This is a genomic window from Winogradskyella schleiferi, assembly GCF_013394655.1.
Classification (GTDB): Bacteria; Bacteroidota; Bacteroidia; order Flavobacteriales; family Flavobacteriaceae; genus Winogradskyella; species Winogradskyella schleiferi.
This window is the reverse complement of the sequence record NZ_CP053351.1, coordinates 3,463,644-3,481,353: the sequence shown is the minus strand read 5'-3', so window position 1 is coordinate 3,481,353 and position 17,710 is coordinate 3,463,644. Positions and strand designations below refer to the sequence as shown.

12 protein-coding genes are annotated in these 17,710 nt (G+C 35.6%); 5 read left to right on the top strand and 7 right to left on the bottom strand.

What is annotated here, in order from left to right:
- Positions 1 to 395: 395 nt before the first annotated feature.
- Entirely contained in the window at positions 396 to 1,274 is an 879-nt protein-coding gene (locus HM990_RS15150; protein ID WP_178992021.1) for an alpha/beta hydrolase, read from the top strand.
- 34 nt (positions 1,275 to 1,308) lie between these two features.
- Positions 1,309 to 2,076 carry an alpha/beta hydrolase gene (locus HM990_RS15145; RefSeq protein ID WP_229719278.1) on the top strand — a complete coding sequence of 256 codons (768 nt, stop codon included), beginning with the start codon at positions 1,309 to 1,311 and terminating at the stop codon, positions 2,074 to 2,076.
- Positions 2,077 to 2,322: 246 nt separating this feature from the next.
- Here the strand turns inward: HM990_RS15145 and HM990_RS15140 are convergent, their stop codons facing one another.
- The 6 genes from HM990_RS15140 to HM990_RS15115 form a co-directional block, all read right to left on the bottom strand.
- Positions 2,323 to 4,809 carry a zinc-dependent metalloprotease gene (locus tag HM990_RS15140; protein WP_229719441.1) on the bottom strand — a complete coding sequence of 829 codons (2,487 nt, stop codon included), beginning with the start codon at positions 4,807 to 4,809 and terminating at the stop codon, positions 2,323 to 2,325.
- Between the two features lie 115 nt (positions 4,810 to 4,924).
- Complete coding sequence (locus HM990_RS15135; protein ID WP_178989963.1) at positions 4,925 to 6,181, bottom strand: fibronectin type III domain-containing protein; 1,257 nt, start codon at positions 6,179 to 6,181, stop codon at positions 4,925 to 4,927.
- A 290-nt stretch (positions 6,182 to 6,471) separates the two neighbouring features.
- Positions 6,472 to 10,557 (bottom strand): CUB domain-containing protein, encoded by a 4,086-nt coding sequence (locus HM990_RS15130; RefSeq protein WP_178989951.1) that lies wholly within the window; start codon positions 10,555 to 10,557, stop codon positions 6,472 to 6,474.
- Positions 10,558 to 11,012: 455 nt separating this feature from the next.
- Positions 11,013 to 12,701, bottom strand: a complete 1,689-nt coding sequence (gene lysS / locus HM990_RS15125) for a lysine--tRNA ligase (RefSeq protein ID WP_178989950.1) — start codon at positions 12,699 to 12,701, stop codon at positions 11,013 to 11,015.
- A gap of 408 nt (positions 12,702 to 13,109) precedes the next feature.
- A complete protein-coding gene (locus tag HM990_RS15120; RefSeq protein ID WP_178989948.1) occupies positions 13,110 to 13,517 on the bottom strand; it encodes a DUF1573 domain-containing protein in 408 nt (135 codons plus the stop codon).
- 109 nt (positions 13,518 to 13,626) lie between these two features.
- Entirely contained in the window at positions 13,627 to 14,682 is a 1,056-nt protein-coding gene (locus tag HM990_RS15115; protein ID WP_229719277.1) for a response regulator transcription factor, read from the bottom strand.
- A gap of 110 nt (positions 14,683 to 14,792) precedes the next feature.
- On the opposite strand from HM990_RS15115, the gene HM990_RS15110 reads away from it, so the two are divergent.
- From HM990_RS15110 to lipB, 3 genes are read left to right on the top strand one after another with little or no spacing between them, the layout of a single operon-like run.
- The gene (locus tag HM990_RS15110; protein WP_083796616.1) at positions 14,793 to 14,951 is read left to right on the top strand and encodes a YqaE/Pmp3 family membrane protein; all 159 of its coding nucleotides are present in this window, start codon (positions 14,793 to 14,795) and stop codon (positions 14,949 to 14,951) included.
- 41 nt (positions 14,952 to 14,992) lie between these two features.
- Positions 14,993 to 15,760 (top strand): hypothetical protein, encoded by a 768-nt coding sequence (locus HM990_RS15105; RefSeq protein ID WP_178989946.1) that lies wholly within the window; start codon positions 14,993 to 14,995, stop codon positions 15,758 to 15,760.
- A 3-nt stretch (positions 15,761 to 15,763) separates the two neighbouring features.
- Complete coding sequence (lipB, locus tag HM990_RS15100; RefSeq protein ID WP_178989944.1) at positions 15,764 to 16,468, top strand: lipoyl(octanoyl) transferase LipB; 705 nt, start codon at positions 15,764 to 15,766, stop codon at positions 16,466 to 16,468.
- Between the two features lie 78 nt (positions 16,469 to 16,546).
- Here lipB and HM990_RS15095 read toward each other — a convergent pair whose 3' ends face one another.
- Complete coding sequence (locus tag HM990_RS15095) at positions 16,547 to 17,494, bottom strand: mechanosensitive ion channel family protein (protein WP_178989942.1); 948 nt, start codon at positions 17,492 to 17,494, stop codon at positions 16,547 to 16,549.
- Positions 17,495 to 17,710 lie beyond the last annotated feature (216 nt).

Here is a 17,710-nt window from a genome sequence, read left to right as displayed (position 1 = left end):
ACGATCTGAAACGTTTAATAAGTCATCTGTTTTTAACAATAAATTTAACATTACGGATTTAGTAGTTCTAACGTTGTTACAGATATCCTAATTTACGCTGGCTTTGGTCAACATATATGATATACAGCTACAAAAAAATTTCAGAACATATGATTTTCAATTTTCCTTAAGCTAATCTTACCACTGTGATTAATGTGTGGGATTTTTATATTGGCTTTATTCTATGGATATAAATTTAAAAGCAAAGAAAATATATGTGCATGGGTTTGTTCATAGATGGCTTGGCGCCTTAATTTATTATATGGTCGTTAATCAAGATCCTTTTGCTGATGTTTTTATGAAATATGTATAAGCATTAATTTTTGTTATCTTTAAAAAAGTATTCTGATATTGATATGACGTACTGGATTTCAATCATAATCTTAATCTTAGCCATTTATTTAGCGATTAGCATTGCGCTTTATTATCTGCAAGATTATATGCTTTTTAAGCCCGAAAAACTGACTAAGGATTTTCAATTCGATTATGAAAACCAAGATACCAAAGAGTATAATTTAGAAACAAGGGATGGCGCCATTATTAACGGTTTACGCTTTTTTCCTAATGGTGAAAGTAAAGGTGTGGTGTTGTATCTCAAAGGAAATTCAAAAAGCATCAAAGGTTGGGGAAAGTTTGCGGTCGATTTTACGAGACATGGTTATAATGTGTTGATGGTAGATTATCGTGGTTTCGGAAAAAGCACAGGGAAGCGTTCTCAAAAAGCCATAAAGCGCGATTTACAATTGGTTTATGATGAAATTAAAAAGCAAACCACTGAAGACCGAATTATCCTTTATGGTCGTTCTTTAGGTTCTGGTTTTGCGGCGAAGTTGGCATCCATGAATCATCCAAAACTATTAATTTTAGATGCGCCTTATTATAGTTTAACCAAAGTTACGGCACGCTACATGCCCTTTATGCCATTGTCCTTATTGATTAAATACCCGTTGCCAACTTACAAATGGCTAAAATATGTACAATGCCCAATTCATATTATTCATGGTACGCACGATAAGTTGATTCCCTATAAATCGAGTGTAAAATTAGCACAGATTAACCCAAAGCTTACAAAAATGCATACGGTTATTGAAGGTGGACATAAAAATTTGAATAATTTTGAATCTTATCACAATATGCTAGATGATATTTTGAATAGCGAACCCAAAACCATCGACTTAGAAACCACAAGTATCAATGTTATCCACAATTCGAAAACCACTAAAAAGAAGGCTTAAAAAGTTCATCATTGTACTTTTGGGTTTATATATTATGATAGCATCTGCACTTTATTTTTTTCAGGAAAAGTTATTGTTTTTGCCAACGACTTTAGAGCAAGATTACAACTATCAGTTCAATCATAATTTTGAAGAGTTATTTCTAAAAACTGATGAGAACACAACGATAAACGCCCTTCATTTTAAGCTGGAAAATCCAAAAGCCTGCCTGTCGGACAGGCAGGGCGTTATCCTTTATTTTCATGGAAACGCTGGCGATTTGAGTCGTTGGGGAACCATTGCCGAATATTTTGTGGACTTGAATTACGATGTGCTGATTATGGATTACAGAACTTACGGGAAAAGTACCGGAAAGTTAAGTGAAGCGGCACTTTACAGTGATGCCCAGTTTTGTTATGACTATTTGTTAAATCACTATGCTGAAAAACAAATCACACTTCACGGAAGATCTTTAGGAACAGGAATTGCATCATATTTAGCTTCAAAAAATAATCCAAAGCAGCTGATTTTAGAAACACCTTATTACAGTATTCTGGATGTGGCGAAAGATCGATTTCCTATACTTCCTGTAAAACAATTGCTGAAGTATCATTTTCCTACCCATCAATATTTACTCAAAACAAAATGTCCAATCACAATTATTCATGGCACTGATGATGGCGTCGTGCCTTACGCTTCTGGAAAGAAACTTTCAGAATTACATATTGAAAACTTAAATTTTATAACGGTTGAAGGTGCTGGTCATAATAACCTCATAGAGTTTGAAGATTATCATAAAACGATAAAAGCAGTTTTATTTTAAGGTTTTTAGTCTTTACCTATAGAAAAAATGGTATCACGCATCGAAAATTGCTAATCACTGATATAGTCTTCTTTATGCAGAACAATCATCATACTTTAATTATACTATTCCTTGTCTGAAATTTTTGTATTGGAAAAATCGGCATTTTATGGCGGTATTTCAAATTAGTAATTGAATTAAATTATTGAAAGCAGAAAAGGCTTCAAAATATTATCTTGAAGCCTTTTTTATGAATTATAATTTGGATTACTTAGGATCCAAAATAAGATTAATACGTTCAATAGCATCTGCAATATGAATTCTACTCATAGCATCGCCACCACGTGCATTTCTAAGTTGAGATCGTAGCGTTTTTAATTCAGCTCTAACAACCGCTCTGATATCGGATTGGCTAGTGTTAACAGCAGTCATTTTTACATAAGGACTTCTAGATCTTCCGCTTTGATCTTTTGCCGTCATCAAGTAGGCCATTCTATCGATATAAGCACGTTGCAAATTACGTCTGTACGTGTCAATTGATTTTCCAGAACGCAATTCGCTCCAAACGCCTTTACGTAAATCGCTCATCATATCTGTTAAAGAATAGCTCGCGCTATCGTAAGTATGCGCTTCTGTTAATCGCTGCATTTTACCTAAGCTCATGATATTATTAAGCGTTCTTGCTTGCAGTCCTCTAAGGCGCTCCACCGAACCTGAAAACTCTATACGATCAAAAATTTCTTTGTCAATTAACCATTCCGGCGTTTCAAATAAATTATCTTGAATGAATTTCATGGCTTCCTTTTGATGTGCTTTTGGGACCGCAGTATAAACCGCACCATCTTGATCTGCCGTTTTATAATATTCGTAAACACCACCAATATTATTGGAAACATGGCCCATATAACGGTTAAATTGGGATAATACATGACCGTACATTTCCTCTAAATCATCATAATCCTCACCAGCTTCTGTAGTCCACTCAATTAAGTTAGGCACAATTCGCTTTAAGTTTTTAATTCCATATGCACTGGCCAAAATAGCATTGTCCCCTAAATCTTCAGTTTGTGAACTAGGATCTACAACATCACCTGCTTGCTGATGTCCAAAGCGATACATTGGGTCTCCAGCATGTTTGGTAATCCATTCATTAAGAATTGGTTTTTCTTCTTCTGCCGTTTTATTTAAAATCGGTCTATAACCCCAAGCAATAGCATATTTATCGTAAGTGCCGATGTCTGGCATTAAAGCCACACCTTCGTCACCAGGTTGTGCCACATAATTAAAACGAGCATAATCCATTATGGATGGTGCAGTGCCGAATTTTTTAGTGAATTCTGCATCACGCAGTTTTTCAACAGGATAAGCCACACTGCTTCCCATGTTGTGCGGTAAGCCTAAAGTGTGACCTACTTCGTGAGCAGATACAAAACGAATTAAACGTCCCATAACTTCATCTTTAAACTGTGGACTCTGGGCATCAGGATTAATCGCTGCGGTTTGTACAAAAAACCAACCACGTAATAATGACATCACGTTATGATACCAATTAATATCACTTTCTAAAATCTCTCCCGTTCTTGGATCACTTACGTGAGGTCCATTGGCATTGGGAATCGGAGAGGCTAAATAACGAACCACTGAATAACGTGCATCTTCTGGGCTCCATTCAGGATCTTCCTCAACAGTTGGCGGATCCTTAGCGATAATAGCCTCTTTAAATCCTGCAGCTTCAAAAGCCACCTGCCAATCTTCAATGCCTTGCTTAATATACGTTCTCCATTTTTCTGGTGTTGCCCTATCGATGTAGTACACAATTTGTTTTTTTGGGACTACTAATTCGCCACGTTGAAACTTCTCGATGTCTTCATCTTTAACTTCTAATCGCCAACGGTCCAAGAATTGTAAAGATTTACTTTTTTGATCTTCCAAACCATAATCGGTTTGGCTACTTGTAAACCAGCCGACACGTTCATCAAAATAACGACGCTTCATTGGGTTGTCTGGCAATAGAACCATAGAATTATTAATTTCTACTGAAATTGTTCCAGTGCTGGTATTTGATGGTGGATTTCCGGCAGCATAGGTTTTTACGTGTCTTGCCTCAATATTTCTTGGGTAACTTTTAATGCTTTCAATAAATGATTTATCGCTTTCCAAACGTGAGACTTTATAGGGTGTTCTTGCTCGTTGCGACAATCCCAATGACTTTACATCTTTTTCAAATAGAGGAGTAGCATCAATTACGGTACTTGTAGAATCCTTACCGTATGCTGCAATAGGGAATGTGAATAAAACAGGCTCGAAATTAGAATTTAAAACTGCTTCGTTAACAGGAAGTGAATCAGCAGCTACGACATTGTAAGATACAACTCTAAGGACTACTTTTTTACCTTTCTTTTCCCATCGCAATACTTGCTCGTTCATTTTACCACCTCCAAAACCAAGTCCTGAAGCTGTTTTGGAAATACGCGTCACCATCAACATCTCCTTATTAAAAAGAGAATCTGGGATTTCATAAAAGAACTTATCATCTAAATTATGGACGGTAAATAAGCCTTTATCACTTTTAGCCTCTTTAGTAATGACTTTGTCAAAAGGTTTTGGGTCATTTTTTCCAGGTTTTTTTCCTGAAGGTTTTGCCATTGCTGTGGCATCATTTTTTGATTTACCAGCTTTTTTTGCAGTTGAGCATGAAAATGCAATTAAACCTAAAACTACAAAGAATAGTTTGATGGATACGTTTTTCAAAATCGTCGTTTTTATTAAATTTCGACGAAAATACAGTTCTGTTAAGAATCTGTCAATTTAAATAGCGATTTTAGTGTTTTTTTAACGTGATTCTTAAAAACATACTTCGACCTGAGACTTAAAGGGAATTCATATACTCTTGAATCATATCCAAGCCTTCGGCATGACGCATGGTAGTTCCAATAAATGGCATACTTACGCCTTCTGAAAAGAATGAAACTCTATAATCAATTGAGACACTTTGCTCTACAATGTTACTCTCTTCTAAAGGTGTTTCAAGTGCGAAATTTAAAGAAGATTGGTCTGCACAAGTGCCTCCCGGAATATGGCAATGCGCACAGTTAATGTCCATGTAAGCTCTTGCTCTGGTTTCCAAGGGAAGCGAGATGTCTTCCCAATTTGGAAGTACTCTAACTGAGGCGGTATTTTCTAACCCTGTTAAGTGTTGGTTACTTATAAATTGCTCCAATTGATTCACGCCATTGATATCAAAATTCATTGACCTTAATTTTGGACCTATAGGAAATATCTCCTCATTATTGGCATGGCATGTAAAACAATCTGTATTTGAAGGGATCTTATAGTTTGTTGAATTTGAATTCCCAGCGGCATCAATCCATGTGACAGGCAATGTGCTTCCTTCTAAATCCAATACGGCTTCAGTTTGTGCCTCGTTCCATTTATAATCTCCGGTTTCCCAAATACCATTTAACTTAATTAAAATCCGAGTTTCAATAATTTGTCGCCCTAGGCTAAGATCACGTTCATCTATATTGTAGTAGAATGTTTTTGCAATAACCGTATGGTCTGGAAAAATGGGTAAACCATCGCCATCAAATTCCATGCTTGTGCCTTCTGGTAAAGCAATTATACGTTGTTTGTGGGCATAATCTGTGAACAAGGCAGAATTCAAGTTATATTCAAATGCTTTTGGGCTGATATTGAGTGCATTCAAACTGCCAGTAAATAAATTCAGTTCAGAAAGATTGGTCTCAAAAGCTGCAACGACATTTGGAACTAAGGTTGTAAAACTATAAACATCTGAATATGCGCTAGTGTTACTTGCGCTACAAATCGTTTGAATATAAAAATCATATGGTGTGTTGGCTTGTAAACCTGTAAGTTCAATGGCTGTATCAGATTCAGAAACTGTTGTTCCGTTACCTAAGGCAAATCCGGAAATGCCATATTCTATTGCATAAGAAGCTGCGTTGTCTGAAGTATCCCAAGTAATTATTGCTGAGTTGTCGGTAACTGAATTTGACGATAAGTTGGTTACGGTGTTGCAGTCAGGTACTGGTATTAAGTCATCAGTATCATTACCACAGGAAACCGTTAAAACTATACCAGCCAATAGTATAAAAATCTTTTTCATAATAATGGAATGTTTCATTATTTATAGCAGATGTGAAAATACTAAAAATGTGGCAATTATTTTATGTTTCCTATTTTTTTGACCTTGTAATGATGTAAAACACGGTACGTTATAGGCATAGTAAATGCTTGTCTGATTAATAGAAACGCATGATCAAGATGACTAAATGTTTTAAGAAATTGGACTATAGCTTAAAACAATATCATTTTAGAACGAAGCTTTGGAAAATTAAAATGACCTCAACTATTAGATAATGAGGTCATTTTTGTTTTATTTCGATAACCTAAAACTCAATACATAATCTTTTGAATTTTCTGCCTACCATCATTTAATATGGCTTTAACAAATAGAACACCGTTAGTAGGACTTAAATCCCGAAGCGCATAGTGGAAACTATTAATTGTACCTGTTTCTATCAAGGTTTGTCCTAAAACATTATATACTTTCACAGACTTAATAGCTTGTGTTTCAGATTTTAGTTGAACCAATTCGTCTTCGATATAGATTGTTAAATTCGAAGTGTCTTCAAATGTATTAACACTCAAAGTCTCGTTAGTGTATCTTAATAAAAACCTGTCACTATAAGTGCCTTCTTCTATGTTAAAGGAATATGGGCTATTTCTTAAATCATGAATAATGCCAGTAGTCGTGTCTTCTAAATAAATGTCCTGACCATTTTCTCCTTCAAATAGACCGTCTAATGCAGCAATACCTATCATATAATCTCCACTTTCTGGAACATCTATCCCTAAAGGCACTTGGTCGTTAGAATCGAATGGTAATTGACGTCCTTGTATAGACATACTTTTATCTTCTATTTTCGAGTAAATACTTAAAGTGTTGGATTCAAAGGTGTAAGCATCATATAACCTGTCTTTTGCTTGTGTAGCTCCTGCAACATAACCGACAAGAGTACTTGAAGAATTTTGGTTTGGAGCAATTAAATTGAGCCAAATCCGATGGCGTTCAATTGTACTTGTTTCATCCTCCTCATCATCTGAGCTAGTTCTATAAAAATCACTATTATCATACCCATTACTTCTCATAGAATTATTAAAAGTCACGCTGCCAGTCTCATTGTCATTAAGGGAAAGTACAAAGAACCCTTGACCAGACGCAATTTCGCCAGCAAATGTTGGGTTAGGATTGGTAACACCTGTTAAATTATATGTGATGTAGTCATTTGGGTTATAACTCTGATCAAAATCATTGTAAAACGAATCGGTATAGGTGCCAAGAGCGCTACCGTGCGTCCAAATATGAACAGCGCCTTCAATTATTGAATTTCCAGGGAAAGACAAGAAATCATCGGCACTTATGGCTGATGGGTATGGGTTTCCGATTAAATTCCAGTTATCATCCAAAGGCGTTACGGTTAGAGGTGTACCGTTTGGAATATGGGTAAAATTGTTATTGAGTATGTTATTATTTCCGCTAATTATGGCTTGTGTGATAACACCATTATTGGCTGTACCTGTAAATGTAGCTGTTGCAACTGCTGGTCCTGCGGGATGGCCAATTGGAGCTCTTGAGATATAACCTTTACCTATATCCATATTACCTGAATACGAAGCCCAGTCACCAAAACAGATTGGGGTAACTGGTGGAGGTGTGTTTCCAGCTGGTATGGTTGGTATCCATTGGTAAGTGTAATTTGGAGTATTAGCACCATAAATGTTAGATAAACTGAAGTTAGAAACTGGTGAAGACCAATAAACATAATCATTCTGTCTTATCATGGCTGTTCTGTCCATTGTAAATGTACCATCCACCGTGTTATTAACATTATCAATTTGTATAAGACTAGAACTGTCTTCCATAGTGTATAAGCCACCAGTTTGCACCGTAACCGTGTTGTCAATGGTTAGTGTAGAGTTAGATTGTTGTGTAAGTGCTGCATTATTTTCTACAGTTAATGTATAGCCAAAGCCATCAGTGGTGCCATTAATAATGGGATTATTTCCACCAGTATCTAGAATTACAACACAATTTGTAATAACGGGTACACCATTAGGTAGCCAATTAGTAGCGGTGTTCCAATCTGTATTACCAGGAGTGCCATTCCATATTTTCTTGTTAAAGGTAACAGTTACGTTATCAGTACAGCCAATTGGATATTCAGCAGTATAAATTTCAACACCATTTGGTGCGGCATATACTGTGCCGGCAAAGTTACCCAAAACGTAAGGTGTGGTTAATGCGGCATCTGTATAAAGGCCATCTGCAGGAGACCAGGTTACTTGTGGTGGTGATGGAATGCCGTCTGCAGTAATTATTATATCATCGATTGACCAATCAATTAAATATGTGGTATTACCAGACAGCCTAAATCTTATATATAAATCAGTATTACCATCTAAAGCTGAAATGTCAATATTTTCTGTACTAATTACATCTGCAGAAGGGTTTAAAACGGAATATTGAGTTGTCCAATTTGTGTTATCAGTAGAGGTTTCTACATAAATGCCTATCATTGTGGGAGATGAAACAACATTAAAATCCTGTCTGAAACCAAGATGGAGATTTGTTTGACCAGTAATGTCAATAAGAGGAGAACTTAACCTCCAAGTGCTATTATGGCTTCCACCTGTCCAATCTAACATCGCTTCATTTGCTGTTCCTCCAGCATTAGTTGTATTGGAAATTATCCAATTGGCACTAGCTGCTCCATTCACTCTTGTCCATCCAGCAGGAAAAGCTCCTCCACTAAAATTTTCAGAGTATATGGTGTTGGTTGGCTCTGGTATAGGAGCATTTGTGGTGAGTTCTATATAATCAAGTGTGCAATCGTCAGCACCTAATGGATAAATAGTGTCTGTAATTATGAGGTTGCAATTGTTTACACAGGTAATATCGGCTTCCCATCCAGGGTCAGTAATTGAACCATCACTTGTAAACACAAAGGTTAGCGCGCCACTTGGGTCTGAAGAAGTAACAGTGCCTGGACTATTTGTGTCAGTGTAAGTTCCTATAAGTGGGAATGTATTGTTAGGACCATCATAAATGTATAGAAAATCATAGTTGTCTTCTATTTCGAAAGCTGTAAAAGTTGCAACCAAATTAGTACCAGGTACATCTGGAGTTAATGTTGTAGTTGTATTTTCATCATTAAAGTAGTTACCTCCACCACCACTATCGGTAAATGTAGATCCGCAGATTGTTGGAGGGACATAAGGTGCGCATGTAATATCGGCTTCCCATCCAAGGTCAGTAATTGAACCATCACTTGTAAACACAAAGGTTAGCGCGCCACTCGGGTCTGAAGAAGTAACAGTGCCTGGACTATTTGTGTAAGTGTATGTTCCTATAAGAGGGAATGTATTATTAGGACCATCATAAATAAAGAGAAAATCATAATCTTCTTCTGTTTCGAAAGTTGTAAATGTTGCAGTCACGGCATCACCTGGTGTATCGGGATAAATAGTTGTCGTTTCATTTTCATTATTACTGTAGTTACCGCCTAAACCTCCACTATCGTAAAATGAATCGCCACATCCTGGTAGTGGTATTGGGCAATTTAAAGTAAAGCTAACATTACCTCCAGAATTGTCTTCCGAATCAAGCAAGATATAATAGGTTGTTCCGGCCACCAAGGTAAAAGTACCACTTGTTTCATTATTGCCAATTAAATCATCAATACATGTCCATCCTGTTGGTGCACAATTCGTTTGATACAAATAATTAATATGACCGAAAGTTGAGATCTGGGTAATCGAATAATTGCCAGTTACTGTTGGTGTAAATGAAAAAACAGCTTCGTCACCTGGAACGTCAAAACAGCTTGAGTCATTAAATGCGCCAAACCCTGAAGCTATTGTGGTATTTATGGCTGTAGTTCCACAACTGGGTATATTGGTTGTGTTGTTGCAAGGATCTTCAATCTCTGAAGCACAAATATTAAATGCACCTTCGTCATTGCCTCCCCAATCCCAAACACGAATATAAACCCTTGTATTAGGAGTAAGTCCATTTAAAACACTAATATTGGCTTCAAGTAAACCAGAACCCGAATCGTCATCACATGCAACAATAGTTAAAGTTCCACTACAATTACCAGTATAAAGCGCAACAACACCATCATCAAAATTAGACGTTCCAATGTGAGTTAAGTCTATTTGTATGCCTGTAGTAGTAGGCCCAAGATCTATATAAAACCAAACATCAGCACCATTGTAGTTTGCGCCATATGGCCCACACCCAGTAGGAGAATCAATATTTGCGTTGCTTGAATCTGTTGCCCCAGTATTATCTCCTATAATATATGTACAGGAACCAACAGCACTTAATGGTAAGGGCATAGCATTACATGGGTCATCTTGCGAAAAAGAAAAATTCACATAAGTAAAGAATAGTATTAGTAGTAAAACTCTTGTCATAATCTATTATTTTTGAAGCACAATAAAATCATTACACGCACATTAATGCGGTAGGAAGTTGAATAATAGATATGTAGGGGATGTATTTTACAATATATAAAAAAACATAGTTATTTTAACTTTATTTTTGATGTTTTGTTTAAAAATTAGGTATAATGTTGATTAATGTGAGTTTAAAGCGTGTTCAAATTAATAATCAGGTCTTTGTAAAACCAGAATAGCTTATCAATCCTTTTGTCTTAAGGAATATAGAAAACTGAAATACAATGTTCTAGAGGTAAAGCATCTTAATTTCGATACTAAATTAACTTTTTGTGGAGCATATTTGGACCATATTATAGCTACTGCATTGGAGAGAAAAGAATGTCATATTAACGATAGTTGATTTTTAATTTAAATCATAAAAAAAGTGCTAATTTGAGATTAGCACTTTTTAAAATTAATGTAGTTCTAAACTACAATATCTCAACAAACAAACCATCACCCGTTTTTTCAACTTTTGTTAAACCATGTTTACCTAAACCTTTTATACCCTTGTCCCATCCTTTATTACTCAATCCAGATTTCGATTTTAGGCCATTTAGGTCCATTCGTTTTTCAGGTTTTAGAATTTCTAAAATGGCCTTTTCATTATCGCTAAGATCAACTTTTTTCTTCTCTGGTCGCATCTGCGGGAAGAACAATACTTCTTGGATACTCTGATTGTTAGTTAGGAACATAATTAAACGGTCCATACCAATTCCCATTCCAGAGGTTGGTGGCATGCCGTATTCTAGAGCTCGTAAAAAGTCTTCATCTATAAACTCTGTTGCTTCGTCGTCCCCTTTTTTAGCTAATTTTAATTGGTGCTCAAAACGGTCGCGCTGGTCTATTGGATCATTTAACTCAGAATAGGCATTGGCAATTTCCTTACCACAGACCATCAATTCAAAACGTTCCGTCAATTCAGGGTTTTCCCTGTGCTCTTTGCATAACGGACTCATTTCTTTTGGATAGTCGGTAATGAATGTTGGCTGAATATAATTTCCTTCGCATTTCTCACCGAAAATCTCATCAATCAGCTTGCCTTTACCCATGGTTTCATCCACGTCGATATGCATACCTTTTGCTGCTGCTCTAATGTCGTCTTCAGACTTATTATAAATATCAAAACCTGTGAATTCCAAAATTGAATCACGCATCGTAATACGCTTGTATGGCGCTTTAAAATTAATTTTATGCTCACCAAAAGTAGCTTCTGAAGTTCCGTTAACGGCAGTAGCACAATGCTCCAATAACTGCTCGCAGAAATCCATCATCCAGTTGTAATCTTTATAAGCGACGTAGATTTCCATGGCCGTAAACTCTGGGTTATGGGTTCTGTCCATACCTTCATTACGGAAATTTTTAGAGAATTCATAGACGCCATCAAATCCGCCTACGATTAAACGCTTTAGGTATAATTCGTTTGCAATTCGCATGTACAACGGAATGTCTAAACTATTGTGATGTGTTACAAACGGTCGTGCTGCTGCACCTCCAGGAATAGGTTGCAAAACTGGCGTTTCCACTTCAAAATAACCAGCGTTATTAAAGAACTGGCGCATCGCATTAAACAATTTTGTACGCTTTACAAAGACTTCCTTCACGTGTGGATTAACCGCTAAATCGGCATAACGTTGTCTATAGCGTTGCTCAGGATCCGTAAACGCATCATAAGTTTTCCCATCTTTTTGTTTTGGGATTGGTAAAGGTTTCAACGCTTTACTCAACAATTTAAAATCTTTTACCATAACCGTTTTCTCACCAACTTGCGTGGTGAAAAGTGTGCCTTCAATACCAACAAAATCGCCTAAATCCAATAATTTTTTAAAGACATCATTGTATTTAGATTTGTCTTCGCCTTCGCAGATTTCATCCCTATTAAAATAGACTTGAATACGACCTTCGCTATCCTGCAATTGTGCAAAAGATGCTTTTCCTTGAATGTTAATGGCCATGAGACGACCAGCAATAACGACCTGTTTACCTTCTTCATAATTGGATTTTATCTGTTTCGAAGTATGGTTCACTGGATATAAATCCGCTGGATAAGGATTAATACCTAAAGCTCTTAGCTTTTCTAACTTTTGGCGTCTTACTAATTCTTGTTCTGAAAGTTGCATTCTTATTATTTTAGAATTCTGCCTTTTTCGGCAGACCGATGCAAAATTACGTTATTTCAGAAAATTAGCGAACACCTTTTTACATAGATTTTAAAGCCGCAATATTTTTATGAATTTGCCTATTTTCAGAATCTAATTTCTGCGCTTTTTGAGACTGTTTCACTATTTTTAAATTATTGCCGTAGACATAGCGTTTTGTTCTTAAACTGAATTAAGTTTTACTTTCTTTTGGGTTGAAAAAATGTTCGTTTTCATTTCTTGATGAGATGATGATTTAAGAAAAAATTAAATTTGTTGTCATTTCGAGCAAAATCGAGAAATCTCAGTTATAATAGTTTCAAATGAGATTTCTCGTCACTCATGCTTCAGTCTGTCGAAATGACAAAGTATTGAATTAATTCACAGCTTTTACTCAGCCGTCACAATTGTCCCTTTGATTTTCAGAATTTTGTTTCCACCTTCAGCATTAGACATCACAGTTATGGTCTTTGTAAAAGCACCAAGTCTTTTCGTGTCGTACTTAATGTTCAATTCTCCAGTCTCCCCTGGTAAAACGGGTACTTTAGAATATTTTGGCACTGTGCAGCCACAAGTGGTTGTTACTTTTGTTATAAGTAAAGGTGCGTCACCTGTATTGGTAAACGTAAAAAGTCGTGTGCCATCAGAATTTTGGATAATGGTGCCATAGTCAAGAACTTCGGTTTTAAATTTTATAACGGCGACTTTAGAATCGTATTTGTCGAATTCTGTTGGTGCGGCATTAAAAAAACTTAGTGTTAAAACTAATAGAATGGCAATGTTTAATGTGCGTTTCATAATAAAAAATTTTATTGATTAATATTGAAACAAACATCAAGATTAAAGATGTGAATTTTGAATAAACAGGGTTGGAAATCGGTACTAGTACCAAGGTTGAATTTTGTAACTATTTGATAAATAGGGATTTTGCGTCATCCCTAGATTGTACATTTAATTTCTTGTAAATGTTGTTTGTATGCGTTTTAACCGTACTTACGCTTAAAAAAAGGGCTTCTGCAATGTCTTTATTGGATTTGTCCAAGAGCAAATGCTCTAAAACGACTTGTTCTTGTTTTGATAATTTGGCTTTTAAATCCTCTATTTTAGATTGGTTACGTTTCCAAAATTGGAATAGAAAAAATAAATTCAGAATTAAAGAAAGGCCTAAAAAGATGTAGAGTAGAACACGCCAGTTGGACGGCGAGTTTCCATCTGAAGCGGCTAACATGTAACGGTCGGCTTCTAATTCGTTAGTGTATTGTTGGGTATAGCTAGCGTTTGGATACGTGGTTTCCAAACGTGATTTGAGATGATTATAATAATCATTTTGTTTTAAGTCTTCGACATAATAACTGTGCAAATCACTACTTCTATCCGATAAATAGGAATAAATGTAGAGTTCTGCAAGCGGCTCATTCAAAGCTTCTCCGAAAGATTGAAGGGTTTTAAACCACTTTTTGTTGTTGAGTTTACGGTTGGCTTCGCTTCTAAATTCGCCATAAGCAAAACGCATATCGTTTTTCAACGAGTCGATTTTTACAAACGCATTGGCTTTGGGATTATTGGATTCTACACTACAAAAAACCTGATTGCCAAACGATAAGGGCAGCTTCAAACTGTCCGTATTTTTGGCAATAAACAACAGTGCTTCGCTATCATTACAATGCCCATTAAAATGATTGATATCTTGTTGGACTTCAGAACAGCGATCCACGTGAATACGATAGATTCGGTTTTCGGCATCGAGCATATTGCCCTTAAATTCAAAATAACCAGTAGAATCTGCGGTTGTTTTTGCGATGATTTGTTCAGAATATACGCCAGACATTTTTCGGTAATCTTCAACTATAGAAAGATATACAGACCGATCCCATTCTTCGGTATTGGTATAGCCCGAAAATGAATACTGTGCTTTACAAACTAAAGACATAACTAAAAAGACCAAAAGAATCAGTAGTCGCATGTAACGAATCTACATAATTTTATTCTTATTTCAATATATAGAAATCACAAAAATTGTAACATTTTGATCGAATTAACGTCCTATAAATACATCAAATCAAAAATCGAATTATGAGTATCTGGCGTGTTATCCTTTCTATTATTTGTCCACCCTTAGCTGTTTTAGATAAAGGTTGTGGTTCTATTGTTATTACTTTTTTATTGTGGCTTTGTGGTTGGGTTCCAGGAGTTATTGCCGCTTTGGTTATATTAAATAATCCTGAACGATAAATTCTTATCTTTGACACTTAAGAACCAAATAAAATCTAAAAATGAAAAATGTCTATATAGTGCTGTCTTGTTTGTTCGCTGTGTTACTTACAAACTGTCAGTTTTCTGAAAATATCTACATTAATGAAGATGGTAGCGGTAAAATGAAGTTTTCTTTAGATGCTTCTGAAATGATGCAAATGGTGTCGGAAATGGGCGATGGAAAATCTTCTGAAGATCTTGAAAAGGCTATGGATTCTACAATAGTCTTTAAAGATTTTATTGAAGAGTATAAAGATAGTATCGCTACTTTATCTCAGGAAGAACAGCAAAAAATTAAAGCCCTTGAAGATTTTAGACTGCATATGGTTATGGATCCTGAACAAAATTCTATGACTATGGATTTGGAAACGGATTTTAAAGATGCTAATAGCTTACAGGATATGTTTAAAGCCATGAATAGTTTTAGTAATCTCCAAGGTAAAGGTGGTGCATCTCAAAATACACCTTCAAGCCCTTTTTCTAGTATGGCAGACGATGGTTCTACAACTGTAAATTACGCTTTCGACGGTAAAATTTTTAAACGAAATGTTGAAATTGTTGATGTAGAAAAACATCAGCAATCTATCGATAGTTTGGGGCAATCTGCCATGATGTTTGGAGGCTCCAACTATAAAATTAATTATCATTTTCCCAGAGCTGTAAAATCATTTTCAAAAGAAGGTGCGATGTTTAGTGAAGATAGAAAGACAGTTACCTTTGAAGTTGGATTCATCGATATGCTGAAAGATCCAAAATTATTGGATTTTGAAGTTGTTTTAGAAGATTAAGATTTGAACAAAACCATAAAATTCCAAGATTTAGGAACTCAAGATTTTAAAGACACTTGGGATTACCAAGAATCACTTTTTAAAGCTATTTTAGATACTAAAATTAAGAATAGAAGGGAAGACACTGGGTTAGAAACCGATAATCATTTTCTTTTTGTAGAACATCCACATGTTTATACTTTGGGCAAAAGCGGTGACCTATCTAATTTGTTACTTTCTGAAGCGCAATTAACCAACAAAAATGCGACCTTTTATAAAATAAATAGAGGAGGCGACATCACTTATCATGGACCAGGACAGATTGTGGGTTATCCGATTCTGGACTTGGATAATTTCTTTACAGATATCCATAAGTATTTACGATTGTTAGAAGAAATGATTATTCTCACTTTAGCTGAATATGGACTTAAGACGGAACGCAGTCCAGGCGAAACAGGGGTTTGGTTGGGTGTTGGTACACCGTTTGCTCGAAAAATTTGTGCCTTAGGCGTACGAGCAAGCCGTTGGGTAACGATGCATGGCTTTGCGCTTAATGTGAATGCTGATTTAGGTTATTTTGACCATATTATTCCTTGCGGCATTAAAGGAAAGGCAGTTACGTCTTTGAATGTTGAATTGGGTGTTGAAAAAATTGACGAAGCAGCGTTGAAAGAAAAACTTTTAAAGCATTTTGAGAAGCTGTTCCAAGCTAAATTTGTTAGGACATAATTTGGTAATGGAATGGTGTGAATCAACATATCTCATATGGCAGTTGAAACAGCTTTTAAATGTGTGTGTTTAAGATCGCTATTCAACTGATTTAGTATCAGGCTTTGTTTTATCATCTAACAAAATACGTGTTTTTGGTAAACTTTCAGGATAATTCTTTTGTAAGAATTCAATCATTTTTTCACGGACATGAACACGTAAATCCCACGCTGTAGGTGAGTTTTTTGCGCTTACTAAGATTCTGATTTCTACGGAGTGCTCTTTTGCATCTGTAACTTGTAATACCTTCACTTCTTTATTCCATAAATCGGTATGCTCTAAAATGCGGTCTAATTCCTCTCGCATCGCTTCAAAAGAAACGGTGTAATCGGTGTGTATAAAAACAGAGCCAATGATATTTGCAGACGTTCGCGTCCAGTTTTGGAAGGGCTTTTCTAAAAAATAGTTTGAAGGTAACACTAATCGTCTTTTATCCCACAGACGAACTACGACATAAGTGAGGTTAATTTCTTCTATCCAACCCCATTCATTTTCTACCACAACGGCATCGTCAATTCTAAAAGGCTGTGTAATAGCAATTTGAATTCCGGCCAATAAAGCGCCAACTACTTTTTGAGCTGATAGACCAATAATAATTCCTGCTAAACCTGCGGAAGCAAATATACCGTAGCCTATTTTTTTAATGCCATCAAAAGACAGTAATATAAAACCGGCCGCAAAAAGAACGATAAAGAAAATTATGATTTTTTCCAACAGATTAATTTGGGTATACATTTTTCTCGCATCTAAATTATCTTCTGCCGAAAGATCATATTGTTTCAAGAAAATCCGTTTTCCCTTGCGTAAAAAAATAATTAATAACCAAGCCAATAATGCAATTAAAAAATTTTCTCTTTGTGGAATAAGGATAGAGCTTTCCCAATTTTCAAAACCTGCGAAATTCTTGACATAATTCACAATTGGTTTAACAAAAAGGAAAAACAATAAACCTAAACCACAAACGATTAATTGAACAAATCTTCTCATAATATTCTATTGATGTTCTAAATTATTTGTTTAAATGTTTAAATCCAAATAAAAACAAGTGTCATACTCAAATGACCGCGTTTTTTTTTTTTTTTTTTTTTTTTTTTTTTTTTTTTTTTTTTTTTTTCTCTCATTATTTCAAGACTTTCGGTCAAAATGACCAATAGCTAATTTTTTAGACGAGGGCTGATTGTTTTGAATATGTTTCGATGTTTT

Coding starts and splice junctions, on each gene's coding strand:
- HM990_RS15150 (WP_178992021.1), top strand. CDS start 396: ATGACGTACTGGATTTCAATCATAATCTTAATCTTAGCCATTTATTTA.
- HM990_RS15145 (WP_229719278.1), top strand. CDS start 1,309: ATGATAGCATCTGCACTTTATTTTTTTCAGGAAAAGTTATTGTTTTTG.
- HM990_RS15135 (WP_178989963.1), bottom strand. CDS start 6,181: ATGAAAAAGATTTTTATACTATTGGCTGGTATAGTTTTAACGGTTTCC.
- HM990_RS15130 (WP_178989951.1), bottom strand. CDS start 10,557: ATGACAAGAGTTTTACTACTAATACTATTCTTTACTTATGTGAATTTT.
- lysS (WP_178989950.1), bottom strand. CDS start 12,701: ATGCAACTTTCAGAACAAGAATTAGTAAGACGCCAAAAGTTAGAAAAG.
- HM990_RS15120 (WP_178989948.1), bottom strand. CDS start 13,517: ATGAAACGCACATTAAACATTGCCATTCTATTAGTTTTAACACTAAGT.
- HM990_RS15115 (WP_229719277.1), bottom strand. CDS start 14,682: ATGCGACTACTGATTCTTTTGGTCTTTTTAGTTATGTCTTTAGTTTGT.
- HM990_RS15110 (WP_083796616.1), top strand. CDS start 14,793: ATGAGTATCTGGCGTGTTATCCTTTCTATTATTTGTCCACCCTTAGCT.
- HM990_RS15105 (WP_178989946.1), top strand. CDS start 14,993: ATGAAAAATGTCTATATAGTGCTGTCTTGTTTGTTCGCTGTGTTACTT.
- HM990_RS15095 (WP_178989942.1), bottom strand. CDS start 17,494: ATGAGAAGATTTGTTCAATTAATCGTTTGTGGTTTAGGTTTATTGTTT.